Below are 20,560 nucleotides of genomic sequence, written 5' to 3' on the forward strand. Positions count from 1 at the left end.
TCGCTGCTGCACTGGACCCGCCGGATGATCGAGATCCGCAAGCAGAACCCGGCGTTCGGCCTCGGCTCCTACACCGAGCTGCCGTCCTCCAACCCCGCGGTCCTCGCCTTCCTGCGCGAGTACGAGGACGACCTGGTGCTCTGCGTGAACAACTTCTCACGCTTCGCACAGCCCACCGAGCTCGATCTCAGCGCCTTCGGAGGACGGCACCCGGTCGAGCTGTTCGGCGGGGTGCGCTTTCCGGCCGTCGGCGAACTGCCGTATCTGCTGACCCTCGGGGGCCACGGCTTCTACTGGTTCCGGCTCCGCAAGGACGCCGCGTAGAACCCGGGGCGGGGCGGTTTCCGCCGCTCCGCCCGGGGCACGCATGAGTAACACCCCGCCCACCGGCGGCGCCCCCGTGGGCGCGCCGAAAGAGGGGAAAGGACGCGACGCCATGTCGGAAGCCGTCACACGCACCGTCACGACCCCGCCCGGCCTCCTTGCGTCACTGGATCCGCTGCTGAGGGAGTGGCTGCCGCGGCAGCGCTGGTTCGCGGGCAAGGGCCGCCCCGTCACCGGGTTCTCCCTGGTGGCGGCCACCGAACTGCTGCCGCCCACGGCCAAGCTGGGCCTGTACCACCTGCTCGTGCGCGCGCACCAGCCGCTCCAGCCGGGCCACGGCGGCCCCGAGCAGCCCGGCGACTGCTACCAGCTGTTCATAGGCGTGCGCGAGGCGTTGCCGCCCCGGCTCGCGCCCGCGCTGATCGGTCATGTGACGCGGGGCCCGCTGGCCGGACGGACGGTCTACGAGGCCCTGCACGACACCCGGCCCGCCGAACTGCTCCTGGAGGCGCTGCGCACCCAGGCCCGGATCGGCGGGCTTCGCTTCGAGCGGGACCCGCGCCAGGAGATCCGGTCCGGTCTGGTGCCGCGCCTGGTGACCGCCGAGCAGTCGAACTCGTCGGTCGTCTACGGAGATACGTTCATCCTGAAGCTGTTGCGCCGGATCGTGCCCGGGATCAACCCCGACCTGGAGCTGCCGCTGGCGCTGGCCCGCGTCGGCTGCCCCCGGGTGCCCCCGCCGACGGCCTGGCTGGTCGCGGAGCCCGATGAGGCGCCCGGCCCGCCGCCCTCGGCCGAGCCGTACGTGCTGGGGGTGCTCCAGCCGTACGTGCAGGGTGCGACGGACGGCTGGGAGCTGGCGCTGCGGGAGCTGGCCAAGGGGGAGGACTTCGTCGCCGAGTCGCGGGCCCTCGGACGGGCCACCGCCGAGGTGCACACCGCGCTGGCCCGCGCGCTGCCCACGGTCACGCTGGGGCACGCCCAGCTCCGTTCCCTGGTCGCCGGCATGACCGAGCGGCTGGAGGCGGCCGTGCACGCGGTGCCCGCGCTGCGGCCGTACGCGGACGGGCTGCGCTCGGTGTTCACGGCGCTGGACGACCTGGCCTCCGAGGGGCGCGTCTGGACCGCCCAGCGGGTGCACGGCGATCTGCACCTCGGGCAGTGCCTGCGCTCCCCGACCGGAGAGTGGTCGCTGATCGACTTCGAGGGGGAACCGGCCCGTCCGCTGGCCGAGCGCCGGATGCCGCAGCCGGCGGTGCGGGACGTGGCCGGCATGCTGCGGTCCTTCGACTACGCGGCGCGTTCGGTGGACCCGCCGCAGCCGGACTGGGCCGTGCGGTGCCGGGCGGCGTACTGCTCCGGCTACGCGGAGGCGGCCGGCCGGGATCCGCGCACCGATCCGGTGCTGCTGCGCGCGTACGAGACCGACAAGGCGGTCTACGAAGTGGTCTACGAGGCCCGGCACCGTCCCGAGTGGCTGCCCGTACCGATGGCCGCCGCGCACCGGCTCGCCTCGTCCGACCTGATCTGACCCATCCGACCCGCGTCCAGGAGGCTTCGCCCGTGACCCCCCGCCCCGAGTCCAGCGGTTCGCATCCGGAGCAGCCGGCCGAGCGGCAGCCCGCGGCAGCCGAGCCGGTGAAGAAGGCCGTCGCGAAGAAGACCGCCGGGAAGAAGACCGCCGCGGCGGCGAAGGCCACGACCAAGAAGGCGGCGACCGAGAAAGCGACAGTGAAGAAGGCCGCGGTGAAGAAGGCGGCGGTGAAGAAGGCCGCTGCTGCCAAAACCCCGGCGAAGAAGGCCGCGAAGAAGGCACCGGCCAAGAAGGCCCCCGCCAAGAAGGCCACGGCGAAGAGGACGGCGCCGAAGGCCACCCCCGCCGCACGGCCCGCCCCGCAGCCCACCCCTCCCGAGACGGAGATCGCCGTCTCCCCCGCCGTGGACGCCGCCGACCGGGAGCGGCTGCTGAGCGGGACGCATCACGCCCCGCACTCCGTGCTCGGCGCGCATCCGGTGCCCGGCGGGGTCGTCTTCCGGGCGTTCCGGCCGTACGCCCTCGCGGTGACCGTCGTCTCCGGGGGCCTCACCGTCGAGCTGCACGACGACGGTGACGGCTTCTTCTCGGGACTGCTGCCGCTGGGCGAGGTCCCGGCGTACCGGCTGCTCGTGACGTACGAGGGGACGGTGCAGGAGACGGAGGACGCGTACCGCTTCCTGCCCACGCTCGGCGAGCTCGACCTGCATCTGATCGGCGAGGGGCGGCACGAGGAGCTGTGGACGGTCCTCGGCGCGCACCCCATGACCCACCAGGGCGTCACCGGCACCCGCTTCTCGGTGTGGGCGCCGAACGCGCGCGGGGTGCGGGTGTCCGGCACCTTCAACTTCTGGGACGGCACCGGCTTCCCCATGCGGTCGCTGGGCTCGACGGGGGTGTGGGAGCTGTTCGTGCCGGGGATCGGCGAGGGCGAGCTGTACAAGTTCGAGATCACCCGCCCCGACGGTTCGAAGACCCTGCGCGCCGACCCGCTGGCCCGCCGTACGGAGGTCCCGCCGGCCACGTCGTCAATCGTCACGTCGTCGGCGTACGAGTGGGGCGACGAGGAATGGCTGGAGCGCAGGGCCGAAGTGCCCGCGCACCGGGCGCCTTTCTCCGTCTACGAGGTGCACCTGCCGTCCTGGCGGCCGGGGTTGACGTACCGCCAGCTCGCCGAGCAGCTCCCCGCGTACGTCAAGGACCTCGGCTTCACCCACGTGGAGCTGATGCCGGTCGCCGAGCATCCCTTCGGCGGCTCGTGGGGCTACCAGGTCACCGGGTTCTACGCGCCCACGGCCCGCCTGGGCACCCCGGACGACTTCCGGTACCTGGTCGACGCCCTGCACCGGGCCGGGATCGGGGTGCTGATGGACTGGGTGCCGGCGCACTTCCCGCGCGACGAGTGGGCGCTGGCGGAGTTCGACGGCCGGCCGCTGTACGAGCACGAGGACCCGCTGCGGGCCGCCCATCCCGACTGGGGCACCCTGGAGTTCGACTTCGGGCGGCGCGAGGTGCGCAACTTCCTCGTCGCCAACGCCCTGTACTGGTGCGAGGAGTTCCACATCGACGGGCTGCGCGTGGACGCGGTCGCCTCGATGCTCTACCTCGACTACTCGCGCGAGCCGGGCCAGTGGACGCCGAACGAGCACGGCGGCCGGGAGAACCTGGACGCGGTGGCGTTCCTCCAGGAGATGAACGCGACCGTGTACCGCAGGGTGCCGGGGGTCGTGACGATCGCGGAGGAGTCCACGGCCTGGGACGGCGTCACCCGGGCCACCCACCACAAGGGGCCGAGCGGCTTCGGCGGGCTCGGCTTCGGGCTGAAGTGGAACATGGGCTGGATGCACGACTCGCTCCAGTACATGAGCCACGAGCCGGTCCACCGCCGCTACCACCACGGCGAGATGACGTTCTCGATGGTGTACGCCTACAGCGAGAACTACGTGCTGCCGATCTCCCACGACGAGGTGGTGCACGGCAAGCGGTCCCTGGTGTCGAAGATGCCCGGCGACTGGTGGCAGCAGCGCGCCAACCTCCGCGCCTACCTGGGCTTCATGTGGGCCCATCCGGGCAAGCAACTCCTCTTCATGGGGCAGGAGTTCGCGCAGGGAGCGGAGTGGTCGGAGGCGCACGGCCCGGACTGGTGGCTCCTCGACCCGAACTACGGCGCGGAGGCCGACCACCGCGGGGTGCGCGATCTGGTGCGCGACCTCAACACCGTGTACGGGCACACCCCGGCGCTGTGGCGGGGCGACACCGAGCCGTCCGGTTTCCGGTGGGTGACCGGGGACGCGGCCGAGGACAACGTGTTCGCGTTCCTGCGGTACGACTCCGACGGCTCCCCGCTGCTCGCGGTCTCCCACTTCGCGCCCGTGGTCCGGCAGGACTACCGGATCGGCGTCCCCGACGACGTGCCCGCCTGGCACGAGGTGGTGAACACCGACGCCGCCCGCTACGGCGGCGGTGACGTCACCCGCCCCGACCCGGTCAAGCCGGAGCCGCAGGGACGGCACGGGTTCCCGGCGAGCATCCGCCTGACCCTGCCGCCCCTGGCGACGGTGTGGCTACGACCGGCCTGAGATCTTCCGCTCAGTCCATGGCCTCGGCCAGCGGCTTCGGCAGCGGCTCGGTGTGCAGGACGCCGAGCCGCTGGGTGGCGCGGGTGAGCGCCACGTACAGGTCGCTGGTGCCGTAGCGGCCCGGCTCGACCACGAGGACCGAGTCGAACTCCAGCCCCTTGGCCTGGCGCGGGTCGAGCAGCACGACGGCGTGCGCCAGGTCGGGTTCGGCGCCCGCCGTCACCCCGTCCAGCCTCGCGGCCAGCACCCTGTGCAGCTCGCGCGGGGCGATGACCGCGAGGCGGCCCTCGTCGGGGGTGAGTTCCGCGACGGCCTTGGCTACGGCGCCGGGCAGGTCGTCGGTGGCGCGGGCCCAGGGCCGTACGCCCGTGGAGCGGACCGAGCCGGGCGGCTCGAAGCCGGGGTGCTCGGCGCGCACCACGGCCGCGGCCACGTCCATGATCTCGGCGGGGGTGCGGTAGTTGACGCCGAGCCGGGTGTGCTCCCAGCGGTCCTCGACGAACGGGGTGAGGATGTCCGCCCAGGAGCCGACGCCGCCCGCCTCGGAGGTCTGTGCCGGGTCGCCGACCAGGGTCATCGAGCGGGTGGGGCTGCGCCGCATCAGCAGCCGCCAGGCCATCGAAGAGAGTTCTTGTGCCTCGTCGACGATGATGTGCCCGAACGCCCAGGTGCGGTCGGCGGCGGCGCGTTCGGCGGCGCTGCGGTGGTCGTCCTCCTCGTGCCGTTCGGCGAAGCGTTCGGCGTCGATGATGTCGTGCGCGGACAGCACCTCGGAGGAGTCCGGGTCGTCGTCCTCCTTGTCCTCGAACTCGTAGGTCCGGGAGGCGTACGAGACGTCCAGCACGCCTTGCGCGAAGGCGATCTGGGTCTGCCGTTCGCGTTCGGCGCGCTCGCGTTCGAGGCGGTCGTCCTCGCCGAGGAGTTCGGCGGCCTCGTCGAGCAGGGGCACGTCGGAGACGGTCCAGTGCCGGGTGACCGGGCGGCGGATCGCGGCGGCGTCCTCGTCGGGAAGGTAGCCCTCGGGTGCGGCGAGGAAGTCGGCGACCAGGCGCTGCGGCGTGATCCGGGGCCAGAGCCGGTCGATGGCGGACCAGACCTCGGGGTTGTCGGCGAGCTCGTCGCGGATCTGGGTGATGTCGCTGGGGTCGAGCAGGTTGGAGCCGTCGTAGGGGTCGGTGCCGATGCGTTCGGCGACCATGTCGGTGAGCGCGTTGAGGATGTGGCCCTCGAAGTGCTCGCGGGCCACGTTGTGCGGCAGTTTCGCCGCGCGGGTGCGTTCGCGGGCGACGTTCACCAGGCCGTCGTCGAGCATGAGGACCTCGCGGTCGTGCTCGATCGCGATCACCGGGTCGGGCAGCGCCTGCCGGTCGCGTACGACGTCGGCGAGGACGCCGGCCATCTCCGCGCGGCCCTTCACGGCGGCGGCCTCGGGAGTGTCGGTCCGGGTGGTCTTCACGCCGGGGAACAGCTCGCCGACGGTCGCGAGCAGCACACCGGTCTCGCCGAGGCTGGGCAGCACCTCGCCGATGTAGCCGAGGAACGCCGGGTTGGGGCCGACGATCAGGACGGCGCGGCGGGCCAGCAGCTCGCGGTGCTCGTAGAGCAGGTAGGCGGCGCGGTGCAGGGCGACGGCGGTCTTGCCGGTACCGGGGCCGCCCTCGACCACCATGACCCCGCGGTGCGGGGCGCGGATGATGCGGTCCTGGTCGGCCTGGATGGTGCGCACGATGTCGCCCATGCGGCCGGTGCGCGCGGAGTTGAGCGCGGCGAGCAGGACGGCGTCGCCGGCCGGGTCCTCGTGGCCGGTACGGGTGTCGTCGCCGAGGTCGAGGACCTCGTCGTGCAGGGCGGTGACCCGGCGGCCCTCGGTGGAGATGTGCCGACGGCGCCTCAGCCCCATCGTGGTGTGGCCGGTGGCCAGGTAGAACGGGCGGGCCACGTCGGCGCGCCAGTCGATGAGGACGGGCGTGCGCTCGGCGTCGTCGGCGCGCAGGCCGATGCGGCCGATGTGGTGGGTGTCGCCGGAGGCGAGGTCGATGCGGCCGAAGCAGAGGGAGCCGTCCACCGCGTTCAGCGCGGCGAGCAGCCCGGAGCGCTCGGCGACCAGGATGTCCCGCTCCAGCCTGGCCTGCCGGGGGGTGTGGCCCTGGGCGAGCGCCTCCGTGACGGACACCTCGGCGTCGCCGCGCAGGACGTCCACGCGTGCGTACAGTCCGTCGATGAATTGCTGTTCCTGCCGCAATTCCTCGTCCGGAAATTCGGTGTTTGACAATTCCGCTCCCGCCCGGATATACTGTGGTCACTGAACTTCACTGCGACTCCTTCCACGGTTTCTTCGGAAATGAAGTCGCGAATCAATGAATATACGCAAAGAAAACCCCCGGGCGCAATTGCCCGGGGGTTTTCTTGTGCCGCGTACCAGGTCATCCCAGGTCGTGCCAGATCGTCGTACCAGGTCAGAGCACGTCCGACAGCTCTTCGAGCAGCCGCCGCTTGGGCCTGGCCCCCACCATCGACCGCAGCGGCTCCCCGTCGCGGAACACCATGAAGGTCGGCATCGACAGCACCTTGTAGGCGTTGGTCGTACCGGGATTGGCGTCCACGTTCAGCTGGACGACCTTCAGCCGGCCGTCCTCCTCGGCGGCCAGCGCGCTCAGCACCGGCGCCATCTGCCGGCACGGCGGGCACCAGTCGGCCGTGAACTCCACCAGCACCGGCAGCTCCGCCCCGATCACCTCTTCCTCGAAGTCCGCGTCGGTCACCTCGGGCACACCGCTCGCCTTGCTCATCGCAGCTCCCCTCCCAGTTCGCACACCGGCTCCGGACCGCCCGGAGCCGTCGCGTCGGCGGCCAGTTCGTCCCGCGCCGACTCCGCCCGCGCGAGCTGCTCACCGACCTTCGCCCGCACCGCGCGCAGCTCGCCGATCAGGGCGTCGAGCTCGTCCAGCTTGCGCCGGTAGACCTGGAGCGAGGCGGGGCACGAGTCACCCTCGGGGTGTCCGGCCCGCAGACACTCCACGAAGGGCCGGGTCTCCTCCAGGTCGAACCCGAAGTCCTGGAGCGTGCGGATCTGCCGCAGCAGCTTCAGATCGCTCTCGTCGTAGGTCCGGTATCCGTTGCCGGTGCGCCGCGCGGACAGCAGCCCGCGTGACTCGTAGTACCGCAGCGTCCGCGTGGTGGTCCCGGCCCGTGCGGCCAGCTCGCCGATTCGCATACGGACGAACGTAAGCCTTGACGTCGGCGTCAAGGCAAGGACGGGACGGAAACGGCCGGGCGGCCGGACTCACGGGGGTGAAGTCCGGCCGCCCGGCGGCTGGGGAGGCCCGGATACGGGCGGCGGGCCTCCGGTGACCGGGCGGCTGAGCAACGGGGGGAGTGTCCCAGCCGCCCGGGTCCGTGGGGCGTGACGTCGGTGGCCGTCAGGCCTTGGCCAGCTCCTTCTCGCCGCCCGGCTCGGGCAGCTCGGCACGGGGCCCGTCGGCGTCGCCGCCGGTGCCGTGGTCGTCGTCCAGCAGCGTCTTCTCGTCGAAGGGGGCGCGGCCGGCCAGGACCTCGTCCACCCGGGCCCGGTCGATCTCCTTGGTCCAGGTGCCGATCAGGACGGTGGCGACGGCGTTGCCCGCGAAGTTGGTGAGGGCGCGGGCCTCGCTCATGAAGCGGTCGATGCCGACGATGAGGCCGATGCCGTCCACCAGGGCCGGCTTGTGCGACTGGAGGCCACCGGCCAGCGTGGCGAGACCGGCACCGGAGACACCGGCCGCGCCCTTGGAGGCCACCAGCAGGAAGAGCAGCAGCGGGATCTGCTCACCGATCGACATCGGCGTGCCCATGGCGTCGGCGATGAACAGCGAGGCCATGGTCATGTAGATCATGGTGCCGTCGAGGTTGAAGGAGTAGCCGGTCGGGACGGTGATGCCGACCACCGGCTTGCTGACGCCCAGGTGCTCCATCTTCGCGATGAGGCGCGGCAGCGCCGACTCCGAGGAGGAAGTGGAGAGGATCAGCAGGAACTCGCGGCCCAGGTACTTGAAGAGCGAGAAGACGTTCACACCGGCGATGAGGCGCAGCATCGTGCCCAGCACCAGGAAGATGAACAGGACACAGGTGACGTAGAAGCCGAGCATCAGCACGGCCAGGCTCTTGAGCGCGTCGATGCCGGCCGAGCCGGTGACCGCGGCGATGGCGCCGAAGGCACCGATCGGGGCCGCCCACATGATCATCGCCAGGACGCGGAAGACCAGCCGCTGGATGTGCTCGATGCCGCGCAGGACGGGCTGCCCGGCGGAGCCCATGGCCTGGAGGGCGAAGCCGCAGAGCAGGGCGACCAGCAGGGTCTGCAGGACCTCACCGGCGGTGAACGCGGAGACGATCGTGGTCGGGATGATGCCCATCAGGAAGTCGACGGTGCTCTTGGCCTCCGCGTCGACCTGCGCCTGACCGGTCTCCTTGACGGCGTCGGTGACCGCGAGGCCCGTGCCCGGGTCCAGGATGTTGCCGACGATCAGGCCGATGGCGAGCGCGACGACCGACATCACCATGAAGTAGCCGAGCGCGATACCGCCGACCGCGCCGACCTTGGCGGCCTTCCGCACGGAACCGATGCCCAGCACGATGGTGCAGAAGATGATCGGCGAGATCATCATCTTGATCAGGTTCACGAAGCCGGTGCCGAGCGGCTTCAGCTCGGTCGCGAAGTCGGGCGCGATCAGACCGACGGCGATACCGAGGGCGACCGCGATGATCACCGCGATGTAGAGATAGTGCGTGCGGTCCCGCTTGGCCTTGGGTTCGGCAGGTGCCGTAGCGGCTGTGCTGGTCACGGCGGCCCTCCTTGACGACGTCGTCGGCATCACCGGCGTGCGGCTCACGTCCGGGGGATGGGTTTTCGGGGAATGCCGTGACTATGTCGTGCCTTGTGAGCGCGGTCACCCTTCCGTTCATTTAGTTCACCGTGGAACCGGGAGGCAGACTGGCTGAATGCGTATCCCCCTGCCCCGCCCCCGCAGCCTCGCGGGCCAGCTCTTCGCCATGCAGGCCGTGCTCATCGCGGTCGTCGTGGCCGGATACGCGCTGTTCACCTACGTCAGTGACCGCAGCCAGGCCGAGCAGGCGGCGGGCCGCCAGGCCACCGCGGTGGCCCGTTCGGTCGCCGACTCGCCCTCCGTGCGGGAGGCGATCCGTACGTCCGACCCGTCGGCGGAGCTCCAGCCGTACGCGCTGGCGGTGGTGCGGGACACCGACGTCGACTTCGTCACGATCATGGATCCGCGGGGCATCCGCTGGACCCACCCCGACCCCGACCAGATCGGCCTGGTCTTCCAGGGCCACACCGGCCCGGCACTCCAGGGCCGCACCTTCACCGAGACCTACACCGGTACCCTCGGCCCGTCGGTCCGGGCGGTCACCCCGATCCGGGACGGCGACCGGATCACCGGCCTGGTCAGCGCCGGCATAAGGGTCGAGGAGATCAGCCAGCGCGCCCAGGGACAGCTCACGGCGCTGCTGGCGGTCGCGGCCGGCGCCCTCGGGCTCGGCGCGATCGGCACGTACGTCATCAACGCGCGGCTGCGCCGGCACACCCACGGCATGAACGCGGCCGAGCTCAGCCACATGCACGACTACCATCAGGCCGCGCTGCACGCCGTGCGCGAGGGGCTGCTGATGCTGGACGGCCGGTACAAGGTGGCGCTGATCAACGACGGCGGCCGGGAGCTGCTGGGCGTGGGCCAGGAGGAGGACGTGGTGGGCAGGTCGGTGGCGGAGCTGGGACTGCCCACACCGCTGACGGGCGCGCTGCTCGCCTCCGAACCCCGGGTGGACGAGGTGCACCTGACGGCGGACCGGGTGCTGGTGGTGAACACCTCACCGGTCACCGGCGGCCAGCAGCGCGGCTCGGTGGTGACCCTGCGGGACGTGACCGAGCTCCAGTCGCTGATGGGCGAGCTGGACTCCGAGCGCGGCTTCACGCAGGCGCTCAGGTCACAGGCGCACGAGGCGGCGAACCGGCTGCACACCGTCGTCTCGCTGATCGAGCTGGGCCGGGCGGAGGAGGCGGTGGACTTCGCGACGGCCGAGCTGGAGCTGGCGCAGGCGCTCACCGACCAGGTGGTGGCGGCGGTGAGCGAGCCGGTCCTCGCGGCACTGCTCCTCGGCAAGACCGCCCAGGCCAACGAGCGGGGCGTGGAACTGGTGGTGTCGGACGACAGCCGCCTGGACGACGGCCTCCTCCCCGACACCCTGCCCGCCCGGGACCTGGTCACCATCCTCGGCAACCTGATCGACAACGCCGTGGACGCGGCACAGGGCGGGCTGCACCCGCGGGTGACGGTGACGGCACGAACCGAGGAGCACGGCTCGGAGCTGATCCTGCGGGTCTCCGACACCGGCCCCGGAGTGGACCCGGACCACGCGGAGGCGGTCTTCCAGCGCGGCTTCACGACCAAGCCGGCCGGACCGGGCGGGCGGGGGCTGGGCCTGGCACTCGTACGGCAGGCGGCGGGTCGGCACGGCGGGGTGCTGTCGGTGACGTCCGGGGACGAGGGCGGCGCGGTGTTCGAGGCGCGGCTGCCGCTGAGGGACTCCACCGTCGTGGAGAGCGCGGGAGGCGCCGTATGAGCGGGGTGGCCGGGGAACCCATCAGAGTGCTGGTGGTCGAGGACGACCCGGTGGCCGCCGACGCCCATGTGATGTACGTCGGGCGGGTGCCCGGGTTCGTCGCCGTGGGGAAGGCGCAGAGTGGGGCGGAGGCACGGCGGGTACTGGACCGCACCCCCGTCGACCTGCTCCTCCTCGACCTGCACCTGCCCGATGTGCACGGGCTCCAGCTCGCGCGCTCGCTGCGGGCGGCCGGTCATCACGCCGACGTGATCGCGGTGACGTCGGCGCGGGATCTGGCGGTCGTGCGGGAGGGGGTGTCGCTCGGGGTCGTGCAGTACGTACTGAAGCCGTTCACGTTCGCGACCCTGCGGGACCGCCTGGTGCGGTACGCCGAGTTCCACGCGGCGGTGGGCGAGGCGAGCGGGCAGGACGAGGTGGACAGGGCGCTGGCGGTGCTGCGGGCACCGGGACCGGCCGCGCTGCCGAAGGGGCTGAGCGGGCCGACGCTGGAGCGGGTGACGGGGGCGCTGCGGGAGGCGGAGGACGGGCTGACCGCGGCGGGGGTCGCCGAGGCGGTGGGGATCTCCCGGATCACGGCCCGGCGGTATCTGGAGCACCTGGTGGAGGCGGGGAGGGCCGGGCGGGCTCCGGTTTATGGGCAGGTGGGGCGGCCTGAGTTGGTTTATCGGTGGGTTCGGGGGGTGGAGAAGGGGCGTTAGGGGGTGGGGGTGTCCAGGGCGGCGGCGCGGGTGCGGGCCTGTGTGGCTTCGGTGGGGGCGTTGGCTCGGGTGAAGGCTTCGGCGGACTGGAGGTAGGCGGCGCGGGCCTCGGCGGGGCGGTGGGCAGCCTCGTACGCGCGGGCCAGATTTCTGAGGGTCTGCCCCTCGCCGTACCAGTCCTCAAGCCCTCGACGAAGCTCCAGGGATCTGCTGTACACCTCGATCGCCTCTTCCGCTCTGCCCGCCTCTTCCATAGTGACGCCGAGGTTGTTCCACGTGATGGCCTCGCCGTGGCGGTCTCCGACGGCCCGGTACAGGCCGCGGGCCTGACGGTGGGCGTCGATCGCCTCCCCCGTGCGCCCCGCCTCCCTCAGGGCGGTGCCGAGGTTGTTCCATACGATGGCCTCGGCATGGCGGTCTCCGGCGGCCTGGAACAGGTCACGAGCCCGGGTATGGGCGTCGATCGCCTCCCCCACCCGGCCCGCAGCCTCCAGGGCGAGGCCGAGGTTGTTCCACGCTATGGCCTCGTCGTCGCGGTCTCCGGCCGCCTGGTACAGGTCGCGGGCCCGGGAGTGGGCGCCGATCGCCTCCCCCGCCCGGCCCACCTCCCGCAGGGCGTTGCCGAGGTGGCTCCACGCGTTGGCCTCGCCCAGCCGGTCCCCGGCAAGCCGCGCGGCCTCCCGCGCGGCCCCCGCGACGGCGATCCAGTCGTCGAAATACCGCCGCCAGTCCAAGTACTCCGCCAGACGCAGGGCCAGCCGCACCACCGTGCCCGCGAACCGCTCCTCCCGCCCCCACCCCACCGCCGCCACCAGACCCGCCCGCTCACCGTCCAGCCACGCCAACGCCTGCCCCCGGTCCCCGAACCGCTCCGGCTCCGCCATTCCCGGCAGCCACCGCAACCGGTCATCAGCCGCTTCCGCCCACCGCACGTAGAACCCCAGCACCCGCTCCCGCGCCGCCTCACCCTCCTCCCACAACCCCGCATCCCCCGCCACCACACCCGCCCCGAACACCCGCACCAAGTCATGCAACCGCCACCATCCGCGTTCGCTCCCCCTCTCCACGAGGTGTGCACGGGCCAGGGCCTTCAGAGCCTGCACCGGAGGCTTCTCGGCACCGACGAGCGCGGCGACGCCCTCGTCACTCACCTCAGGCCCCGGCGCGAGAGCGAGCAGGCGCAGCAGCCGTGCGAGCTCGGGCGGCAGTCGGCGGTAGGAGAGCTCGAAGGCTGCACGGACGCTGCGCTCGCCGTCGTCGAGATGGTCGAGGCGGTCGTGGGACTCGGTCAGTTCCGCCACGAGTTCGGTCACCGGCTTGTCCGGGTCCTCCGCCAGCAGGGCGGCCGCGATCTGCAGAGCCAGTGGGAGACTCCCGCAGAGGCCGGCGAGTCGCTCGGCCGTGTCGGGGGCGTCGGCCACCCGGCTGTCGTACGGGTCGGCGATCCGCAGGGCACGGTCGAGGAGTTCGTACGCCTCCCTCGGACTGAGCTGGTCCAGGGGAACGAGCCGCGCGCCCAATTGGGACAGTCGGTCGCGTGACGTGACCAGAACATGGTGCCGGGGGTCGCCCGGCAGGAGGGGCCGTACCTGCTCCGGCGAGGAGGCGTTGTCGGCCAGGACCAGCACCGCGCCGCACTCGCGGGCCCGGGTGGCCAGCGTCGAGCGGTAGAGCGCCGCCCGCTCGTCCGTCGTGGTGGGGATGTGTTCCGGCGAGGTGCCGAGGGCGCGCAGCAGGGCCTGGAGGGCACGGTCTGCGGTGACGGGCTCCCGGTCGTAGCCGTGGAGGTCGATGAAGAGGACCCCGCCGGGGAACCAGCCCTCTTTAAGGGCCAGGTAGGCGGTCTCGACGGCGAGCGCGGTCTTGCCGATGCCGCCGAGACCGGACACGGCGGCGACGAGGGTCGCCACCGGCTGCGCCCCGGCCGGGTCCAGCGCGCGCAGCAGCTCCTCCGTCTCCTGCTCCCGCCCCGTGAACCCGCCGGGCCTCGGCGGCAGGCCGGCCATCGCCTCCGGGACGGCGGCCCCGCCCTGCTGGATCACGACCTGCACGCCGACCACCTCGCGCAGGAAGACCCCACCCCGGAAGTCGGAGTGGTCGCCGTCGTACCAGGACATCCCGCTTCCCGGCGCGGACCGCTCCATGGCCCGCGCGACGGCACCGGCGAGGCCCCGCGGATCGGCGGCGAGCAGGTCGGCCAGCGCCTCGCCCCACTCCCGTACGGCCTCCCGCCGCGCCGGGTCCTGTGCCGCCTCGGCGATGTCCCGGGCGGGTGCGCCTGCGTCGAGCCCTACAGCCCGCGCCAGTCTCTCCACCGCCCGACGTCCGCCGTCCCCGCCCGCGCCTTCGGCCAGGGCCGCCAGCAGTGCTGCTTCCATGCCTCGTACTCGCCCCCGTCACAACTCATGGCCGAGCGTCAAAGGTAGTGCGAGAGAAGGGACTTCATGCGACCTTCGCGTACCACACGACCTGCGAGCCGAGCCCCGCCACGGCGAGCGCCTCCAGCACCGACAGCGCGACAAGCAGCCCGCCGCCATCGCCGTTCACCCAGAACACGACCAGGGCGGCCAGCGGCACCGCACAGAACGCCGTCAGGTCGATCACGGTCTGGATCGTCTTGCGGGACCTGCGCCGGGTGTCGCTCCGGTGGTACGCCTCCCACCCGAACGTCGTGAAGCCGCTCCCGTGTGCCGCGAGGGCGGCCAGCCGGGGTCCCAGATCGTCCCGGACGTAGCGGCCGATGGCCGAGATCTTCTCGTCGTTGACGAGGTAGGTCCAGCCGAGGACGAGGCAGACCGGCGGCAGCGCCAGCAGCATCGAGGGCTGTTTCGCCTGGGCCGCGGCGGCGATGACGGCGGCCACGACGGCCAGCGTCACGTAGAGGAGGTTGTCCCGGAACCCGATCCTCGCCTTCTGCTCGTCCTTCACGGTCTGGTACTCGGCGAGCAGCAACTGCCCGACGGTGAGGTCCTGTTCCGGCACTCGATTCCCTTCCCCCAGTTGTAACTTATGACTATGCAGGAGACCCGGCCCACTGCTCTGGTCCTGACCGCACTTCCGCTCGAATATGCCGCTGTTCGCGCGCACGTCGAGGAGCGGGAGGAGTTGGTGCACCGTGACGGGACCCGAGTCGAGAAGGGCCAACTACCCGGCACTTCCTGGCACGTCGCCCTCGCCGAACTGGGCATGGGCGCCGAGCGGGCCGCCGCTCTCACCACCCAGCTCATCAACTGGCTGCGCCCCGAGGCCGTGTTCTTCGTCGGTGTCGCCGGCAGCCTGAAGGACGACATCGGGATCGGCGACGTCGTCGTGGGCACGAAGGTGTACGAGATCCATGGCGGCAAGCAGACACCGGACGGTTTCCAGGTCCGGCCGGAATCCCTGCCGGGCTCGCACGCGCTCGTACAGGCGGCCCGTTCCGCCGTGCGGGACATGCCCGACGTACGGGCGCACTTCCTGCCGATCGCCACGGGCGACGTGGTCCTGGCGGACGCCGAGTCCGAGATCGCCCGCTTCCTCCGCAAGAACTACAACGACGCCGGCGCGATCGAGATGGAGGGCTCCGGAGCGGCTCACGCGGCCCACCTGAACGGCCAGTTGAACGCCCTGGTGATCCGGGGCATCAGCGACCGGGCCGACGCCAAGAAGCACAAGGCCGACGCCGCAGGTTCACAGAAGCGCGCCGCCGAGCAGGCGGCTGCGGTGACGGTGGCGGTGCTGCACAAGCACCGGCCCCGCGAGGGCTCCTCCGACTCCGAGGAGAGACCCCATCGGCACGGGGACGGCGGAGCGACGTACGGCGGAGACCACATCGACTTCCGGGGCGGCACCTTCCACGGCCCCGTCACCGGCAAGCAGGGGGGAGGGCAGCGGTAAGGGGACGGTCCACGGTCCTGTCCCCCGGGCGACCGCCACCCTCCCGCCCCGCCCCCTGGGCTTCACCGGTCGATCGGAGGACTTGGACCGCCTGCTTCCGCACCTCTCCCCCAACGAGCCCGACGAGGACGACACGGCCGCGCTGCCACTCTTCATCTTCGCCGTCACGGGGATGGGCGGCATCGGCAAGACCGCACTGGCGGTGGAAGCGGCACACCGGGCCTGTAAGAAGGGCTGGTTCCCGGGCGGAACGCTCTTCGTGGACCTGCGCGGGTACGACGACGACCCGGTCACGGCTGATCAGGCGGTCCTGGCGCTGCTCGACGCATTGGGGGTACGGGACGGGGATCTGCCGCCGACAGCGGACCGCCAGTACGACGCGTACCGCGCACTCCTCGCCGAGCGGCGGGACAGGATGCTGTTGATCCTGGACAACGCCTCGGACCCCGCCCAGTACCTGCCGCTCCTGCCCGGCACGGACCACCACCGGGTGCTCATCACCTCCCGGGACCGCCCCGACGCCCTTCCGGTACGCCTGATCGACCTGGAGACGCTCGCCCCGGACGACTCCGTCGCCCTCGTGACCCGCGCCCTGCACGACACCGACGAACGGGACGAACGCCCGGCGCGCGAACCCGATGCACTGCGCGAACTGGCCGATCTTTGCGGGCACCTGCCCCTGGCCCTCCAGATCGCCGCGGGCATGTTGCGTCGGCGTCGCCACCGGGACATCGCCTCTCTGGTGGCCGACATCCGGGAGACCGGGGACGCGACCGCCGTTCTCGACCGTGGCAGTCCCGGAACCGACCTGTACGGACGCTCACTGGCCCTGCGGCCTGTGCTGGAGACCTCCTATCGTCGACTACCACCCGGCCAGGCCCGGCTGCTGCGCCTGCTCTGCCTCGCGCCAGGTGCGGAGACCGGCACGGAGGCGATCGCCGCTCTTGCCGACCTCGACACCGGGTCCGTGCTGTCACTGCTGGAGGATCTGGCCGCAAGACATCTCGTCACGCCAGTGGGGAACGGCGACGGGACGGCTTCCGCCGTGCGGTGGCGGTCGCATGACTTGGTGCGGGTGTTCGGGGCGGGTGTGGTGGCGGGGGATGCGGGGTTGTGGGAGGAGGGTGAGGCGGCGCGGGAGCGGGTGCTGGGGTTCTACGTGCGGTGGACGGACGCGGCTGATGACCGGTTGCGGTGGCTGCCGGGAATGGCGGAGCCGGAGCGGTTCGGGGACCGGGGGCAGGCGTTGGCGTGGCTGGACGGTGAGCGGGCGGGTCTGGTGGCGGCGGTGGGGTGGGGGCGGGAGGAGCGGTTCGCGGACACAGCAGTGCAACTCGCCCAGCGTCTGGCGGTCTACCTGGACTGGCGGCGGTATTCCGACGACCGGATCGCCGTCGCGGAAGCCGCGCAGGAGGCCGCGCAGTTGGTCGGGCACCGGCTGGGCGAGGCCATCGCATGGGGCAACCTCGGCAACGCCCTGCGAGCGGCGGACCGGGCGGGGGAGGCGATCGACGCCCACTCCCGGGCCCGCGACCTGTTCCGGGCCGCCGGGGACCGCCACGGCGAGGCCATGACGTGGGGCAACCTCGGCAACGCCCTGCGGGAGGTAGGCCGAGCGGGGGAAGCGATCGACGCCCTCACCCGGGCCCGCGACCTGTTCCAGGCCACCGGAGACCGCCACGACGAAGCCAGGGCGTTGAGCAACCTCGGCGGCGTCCTGGGGGAGGCGGGCCGAGCGGAGGAGGCGATCGAGGCCCTCTCCCGGGCCCGCTTTCTGTTCCAGGCTGCGGGAGACCGCCACCGCGAAGGCAGGGCGTGGCACAACCTCGGCAGCGCCCTGCGCGAGGTGGGCCGGGTGGAGGAGGCGATCGAGGCGTACGGCAAGGACCTGGAGATCTGCCGGGAGTTCGAGGACTGGTACGGCGAGGGGCAGACCCTCAACAACCTGGCCCTCGCCCACAAGGCAGCCCACCGCCCTGCCGAGGCCCGCGCCGCCTGGCTCCAGTCCGCCGACGCCTACACCCGCGCCAACGCCCCCGCCGAAGCCACCCAGGCCCGCGCCTGGGCCGCCGAACAACTGGAATAACTCCCCATCCGAACCCGCCTCGAATGCCTCCGGGCGTACTCAGGCGTCAAGCTCCTGATAGGGGTTGCCCTCCGCCGGAGTCACGCGCCAATAGGTCTCCACCATGGCCTTGTACTGCCGATGAGCCGGATTCAGGTCCGTGTGTTTCAGCACCCAGATCTCCACAGGCTCAGGGGAGTCGTCCGACGCCGGCGCCTCCGCCCCGCACGCCATGCACGGGGCGGAACAGACGGCCTGCGGGGCACCCTCGACCAGGCTTCCTCCGTCTCCCAGCCACGGAGCAACTGCGTCCGCGTCAGCGGTGGCGTCGGGCGCCCTTTCCTGTGGAGTCGGCGCGCGGTGACCAGTCGGGCACCCAACACGCACGGTGACAGAGGGAACTGCTCCCGCCGGGGTGCCACAGAGTTCGCTGCGCGTCGGCTGCGCCTGCCGGGGGTACGCGGCCCGAACAGGACCGCTCTCAGCCAGTCGAGCGACTGCGTGACAAGCATGGGGCGTCGACGCTCCTCGTAAGCGTTGGCCATGCCCCGGGGCCGTTCGCGCGGTCGCCGGGGTCCTTGTGTCTCGCCATGCTGACGCGCCCTCAAGGAGCTTTCGGGGCAGTTATGGCTACATCTGAGACGTTTCAGCGATAGCGCGGAAAAACGCCCAAACGTCCTCGGGGGAAGTCTTGAACAGCGCACTGGGAGCGGCTATGCAGTCGGCCGATCTGTCGCCCAGGCAGTTAGCTGTACGGGTGGGCGTTTCCGGCAAGACCGTGGAACGGTGGGTGGCGGACGCCGAACTGATCCCGCACGCCAGGAACCGGGAAGACGCCTGCAAGGCGCTGGGAGTTGACGAAGAGATGCTGTGGCCGAAAGCGGTGAAGGACCGGATCAAGTCCGGCGGGGACCGCGAGATCGTCCATTCCTACCCGTACCGGTCCTCCTGTCCGTCGACGGTCTGGGCCGAGCTCGTCGAGAAGTCCACGACGGACATCCTCTTCGCGGGGTACACGAACTACTTCCTCTGGATCGACCAGCCCGCGTTCGCGTCGACCCTGCGTCGGAAACTCGACAGCGGGTGCCGCGTGCGTTTCTTGCCGGGCGCCCCCGACGGTGAGACGACGCGCAACCGCGAGCAGATCGAAGACGTGGCCCTCACCGTTTCCACGCGCATCCGGATCACGCTCGAGCACCTGGGCAAGCTCGGTGCGCATGAGGGCCTGGAAGCACGCTTCTCCGCGGCGGGCGACGCGACCAGTCACGTCTCACTGTCGGTCTTCCGCTTCGACGACGAGGCGCTTGTCACGCCCCACCTGGCCCGACTGGTCGGACACGACTCACCTCTGCTGCACCTGCGGAAGTTCGGCGGTACCGGCATGTTCGCCCGGTTCGCCGAACATGCCGAAGAGCTGTGGTCAAAGGGAGTGCCGACAGGCCCTCGAGCCCAGCCGCCATGAACGACATCACCTGGGAAGACCCCTTCTGCGCCGAGGGCAACAACTGCTTCCACATAGGCACCGACACCCGCGAAGCCCTCCGCACCCTCATCCACGACATCAAGTCCGGCAAGGCCGACCACCTTCTCTAGATGATCAATTCCAAGGGTGCGATCGAGCGCTGCACCTGGCTGGCCGAGGGCTTGAATCGGCAGCTCGTCGTGCCCCAGCAGTTTTGTGTGCTCCCGTCGGGGGATTCCCACTCCCCCTGAGTGATGACATGGATGCGCCCGGCGGTTGACGCTCATGGGGGCTGTGGTGAATGAGACTTGAACTCCTTTGCTTGAATGGGGAGTTCAAGTGGATCGATGGGATCGGGCTGGGCGGGTCGCGGCGTACGGGGCAGCGCTGGCGCTGACGCCCTACCTGCTGATCAAGGTGTCGTGGGTGGTCGGTTCGCTCTTGGGGCTGCTGCCGGTCGGGACCGGGTTCGGCAAGGCGGAGTGGGTGGTGCTCAACAGCGCCACGATCGGTATGGCAGGGATCGGGATCGCGGTGGCGCTCGCGCTGGTGCGGCCGTGGGGGATGCGCATACCGGGGGCGCCGTTGACCTTCTGCGCTTGGGTCGGGACGGGGTTCCTCGTCCCGGTGCTGCCGTACGCCGTTCTCAGTTCGCTGCTGAGCTCAGGGGACGGCAATCCGAAGAACGGGGGTGACGCCGGCCCGTCGATGCCGGTCTGGGAGGCCGCGCTGGTTCAGATCGGGTTCGTAGGCATGGGGCTGGGTCTGGCCATCGCGCTGCCCGCGTACTTGCGGCGACGCTGGCCGGACGCGTTCGCGGGTCGGCTCGGCGACCGTGGGGAGGGTTCGCCGAGGACGCCGCCATGGATGACGGTGGTCGGCGCCGCAGTCGGTCTCATCTGGCTGTACTGGGCGGTGGGCGGCACCGCAGGGGTCGCCCACCGCGGCGAGCGGGACCTCGCTTGGCATGTACTGTCCGGTGTCTTCGGGCTCTGGGCGTTCGTGGCGTCCGCCGCCACCTGGGCTGCCGTCCGAGGCCGGCCCGCACGAGTCCCCCGATGGGGTCCGATGGTGTTCGGCTGGCTCGGCTCGGGCTCGTTGTTCGCCTGGAGCGGCTGGAAGCTTCCGTTCACCCTGTACCTGGCGGTCGCGCAACCGGCCGATGCGGCCCTGCCGGAAAACCTCGCGCTCGCGGCGGTCCTGCACCTTGCAGCAGTGGGGGCGGGCGCCGCGATGCTGCGAGCGCTCGTCCATACGCGGCTGGTGTCATCGAACTCGTAGCCGACCCGCCCAAGACCTTCATGTGACGAACAACCTGGACACCCTCGCGACGGCACTGCATGCCCCCCCAGGCCCTGGCACGCGACGAGCACGACTGTCGCACCGTGACCGGACACCGCTGAC

Annotated in this window: 17 protein-coding genes; 10 read left to right on the plus strand and 7 right to left on the minus strand. The window is 71.4% G+C overall.

Annotated features, from left to right (window positions below):
- The 3 genes from ACZ62B_RS03775 to glgB form a co-directional block, all read left to right on the plus strand.
- Positions 1–324, plus strand: a 324-nt coding sequence (locus ACZ62B_RS03775; protein WP_469689218.1) for an alpha-glucosidase C-terminal domain-containing protein, incomplete at its 5' end; no start/stop codon positions are given.
- Positions 325–436: 112 nt separating this feature from the next.
- Positions 437–1,855: a maltokinase N-terminal cap-like domain-containing protein gene (locus ACZ62B_RS03780; RefSeq protein ID WP_469689219.1), complete on the plus strand. Its 1,419-nt coding sequence runs from the start codon at positions 437–439 to the stop codon at positions 1,853–1,855.
- Positions 1,856–1,887: 32 nt separating this feature from the next.
- Positions 1,888–4,437, plus strand: a complete 2,550-nt coding sequence (gene glgB / locus ACZ62B_RS03785) for a 1,4-alpha-glucan branching enzyme (protein WP_469689220.1) — start codon at positions 1,888–1,890, stop codon at positions 4,435–4,437.
- A 10-nt stretch (positions 4,438–4,447) separates the two neighbouring features.
- On the opposite strand, the gene ACZ62B_RS03790 is transcribed toward glgB, so the two are convergent.
- The 4 genes from ACZ62B_RS03790 to ACZ62B_RS03805 all read right to left on the minus strand — a co-directional run bounded on the left by ACZ62B_RS03790 (position 4,448) and on the right by ACZ62B_RS03805 (position 9,257).
- The gene (locus ACZ62B_RS03790) at positions 4,448–6,679 is read right to left on the minus strand and encodes a HelD family protein (protein ID WP_468719370.1); all 2,232 of its coding nucleotides are present in this window, start codon (positions 6,677–6,679) and stop codon (positions 4,448–4,450) included.
- Between the two features lie 214 nt (positions 6,680–6,893).
- Positions 6,894–7,208 (minus strand): thioredoxin family protein, encoded by a 315-nt coding sequence (locus ACZ62B_RS03795; RefSeq protein ID WP_344569127.1) that lies wholly within the window; start codon positions 7,206–7,208, stop codon positions 6,894–6,896.
- A gap of 14 nt (positions 7,209–7,222) precedes the next feature.
- On the minus strand, positions 7,223–7,651 hold the full coding sequence (locus ACZ62B_RS03800; RefSeq protein WP_344568542.1) for a MerR family transcriptional regulator: 429 nt from the start codon (positions 7,649–7,651) through the stop codon (positions 7,223–7,225).
- A 205-nt stretch (positions 7,652–7,856) separates the two neighbouring features.
- The gene (locus ACZ62B_RS03805) at positions 7,857–9,257 is read right to left on the minus strand and encodes a cation:dicarboxylate symporter family transporter (protein ID WP_344568544.1); all 1,401 of its coding nucleotides are present in this window, start codon (positions 9,255–9,257) and stop codon (positions 7,857–7,859) included.
- A gap of 157 nt (positions 9,258–9,414) precedes the next feature.
- On the opposite strand from ACZ62B_RS03805, the gene ACZ62B_RS03810 reads away from it, so the two are divergent.
- Both ACZ62B_RS03810 and ACZ62B_RS03815 read left to right on the plus strand, forming a co-directional pair.
- Positions 9,415–11,052, plus strand: a complete 1,638-nt coding sequence (locus tag ACZ62B_RS03810) for a sensor histidine kinase (protein ID WP_469689221.1) — start codon at positions 9,415–9,417, stop codon at positions 11,050–11,052.
- Positions 11,049–11,753 (plus strand): response regulator, encoded by a 705-nt coding sequence (locus tag ACZ62B_RS03815; RefSeq protein ID WP_344568548.1) that lies wholly within the window; start codon positions 11,049–11,051, stop codon positions 11,751–11,753. Before ACZ62B_RS03810 ends, ACZ62B_RS03815 begins: the two co-directional genes overlap by 4 nt.
- Here the strand turns inward: ACZ62B_RS03815 and ACZ62B_RS03820 are convergent.
- Together ACZ62B_RS03820 and ACZ62B_RS03825 are read right to left on the minus strand one after the other, a co-directional pair.
- Positions 11,750–14,131: a tetratricopeptide repeat protein gene (locus ACZ62B_RS03820; protein WP_469689222.1), complete on the minus strand. Its 2,382-nt coding sequence runs from the start codon at positions 14,129–14,131 to the stop codon at positions 11,750–11,752. The genes ACZ62B_RS03815 and ACZ62B_RS03820 overlap by 4 nt on opposite strands.
- Positions 14,132–14,195: 64 nt before the next feature.
- Positions 14,196–14,735, minus strand: coding sequence for a hypothetical protein (locus ACZ62B_RS03825; RefSeq protein ID WP_468879858.1), 540 nt, complete (start codon positions 14,733–14,735; stop codon positions 14,196–14,198).
- 33 nt (positions 14,736–14,768) lie between these two features.
- On the opposite strand from ACZ62B_RS03825, the gene ACZ62B_RS03830 reads away from it, so the two are divergent.
- Together ACZ62B_RS03830 and ACZ62B_RS03835 are read left to right on the plus strand one after the other, a co-directional pair.
- Positions 14,769–15,629: a 5'-methylthioadenosine/S-adenosylhomocysteine nucleosidase family protein gene (locus ACZ62B_RS03830; protein ID WP_469689223.1), complete on the plus strand. Its 861-nt coding sequence runs from the start codon at positions 14,769–14,771 to the stop codon at positions 15,627–15,629.
- A gap of 172 nt (positions 15,630–15,801) precedes the next feature.
- Positions 15,802–17,715 carry a tetratricopeptide repeat protein gene (locus tag ACZ62B_RS03835; protein WP_469689382.1) on the plus strand — a complete coding sequence of 638 codons (1,914 nt, stop codon included), beginning with the start codon at positions 15,802–15,804 and terminating at the stop codon, positions 17,713–17,715.
- Between the two features lie 39 nt (positions 17,716–17,754).
- On the opposite strand, the gene ACZ62B_RS03840 is transcribed toward ACZ62B_RS03835, so the two are convergent.
- On the minus strand, positions 17,755–18,081 hold the full coding sequence (locus ACZ62B_RS03840) for a DUF7848 domain-containing protein (RefSeq protein WP_469689224.1): 327 nt from the start codon (positions 18,079–18,081) through the stop codon (positions 17,755–17,757).
- Positions 18,082–18,409: 328 nt separating this feature from the next.
- Here ACZ62B_RS03840 and ACZ62B_RS03845 point away from each other — a divergent pair, with 328 nt between their 5' ends.
- The 3 genes from ACZ62B_RS03845 to ACZ62B_RS03855 all read left to right on the plus strand — a co-directional run bounded on the left by ACZ62B_RS03845 (position 18,410) and on the right by ACZ62B_RS03855 (position 20,437).
- Positions 18,410–19,156: an XRE family transcriptional regulator gene (locus tag ACZ62B_RS03845; RefSeq protein WP_469689225.1), complete on the plus strand. Its 747-nt coding sequence runs from the start codon at positions 18,410–18,412 to the stop codon at positions 19,154–19,156.
- Positions 19,153–19,287: a hypothetical protein gene (locus ACZ62B_RS03850; protein ID WP_469689226.1), complete on the plus strand. Its 135-nt coding sequence runs from the start codon at positions 19,153–19,155 to the stop codon at positions 19,285–19,287. The genes ACZ62B_RS03845 and ACZ62B_RS03850 overlap by 4 nt, the downstream gene beginning before the upstream one ends.
- Before the next feature lie 208 nt (positions 19,288–19,495).
- Positions 19,496–20,437, plus strand: coding sequence for a hypothetical protein (locus ACZ62B_RS03855; protein WP_469689227.1), 942 nt, complete (start codon positions 19,496–19,498; stop codon positions 20,435–20,437).
- Positions 20,438–20,560: the final 123 nt, after the last annotated feature.

It is taken from the genome of Streptomyces sp. NPDC053426, assembly GCF_055585405.1.

What these genes read in the sequence shown, in the direction of transcription:
- ACZ62B_RS03850 (WP_469689226.1), top strand. Translation starts at nt 19,153, where the DNA reads ATGAACGACATCACCTGGGAAGACCCCTTCTGCGCCGAGGGCAACAAC.
- ACZ62B_RS03800 (WP_344568542.1), bottom strand. Translation starts at nt 7,651, where the DNA reads ATGCGAATCGGCGAGCTGGCCGCACGGGCCGGGACCACCACGCGGACG.
- ACZ62B_RS03845 (WP_469689225.1), top strand. Translation starts at nt 18,410, where the DNA reads ATGCAGTCGGCCGATCTGTCGCCCAGGCAGTTAGCTGTACGGGTGGGC.
- ACZ62B_RS03830 (WP_469689223.1), top strand. Translation starts at nt 14,769, where the DNA reads ATGCAGGAGACCCGGCCCACTGCTCTGGTCCTGACCGCACTTCCGCTC.
- ACZ62B_RS03835 (WP_469689382.1), top strand. Translation starts at nt 15,802, where the DNA reads ATGGGCGGCATCGGCAAGACCGCACTGGCGGTGGAAGCGGCACACCGG.
- ACZ62B_RS03815 (WP_344568548.1), top strand. Translation starts at nt 11,049, where the DNA reads ATGAGCGGGGTGGCCGGGGAACCCATCAGAGTGCTGGTGGTCGAGGAC.
- ACZ62B_RS03780 (WP_469689219.1), top strand. Translation starts at nt 437, where the DNA reads ATGTCGGAAGCCGTCACACGCACCGTCACGACCCCGCCCGGCCTCCTT.
- ACZ62B_RS03820 (WP_469689222.1), bottom strand. Translation starts at nt 14,131, where the DNA reads ATGGAAGCAGCACTGCTGGCGGCCCTGGCCGAAGGCGCGGGCGGGGAC.
- ACZ62B_RS03810 (WP_469689221.1), top strand. Translation starts at nt 9,415, where the DNA reads ATGCGTATCCCCCTGCCCCGCCCCCGCAGCCTCGCGGGCCAGCTCTTC.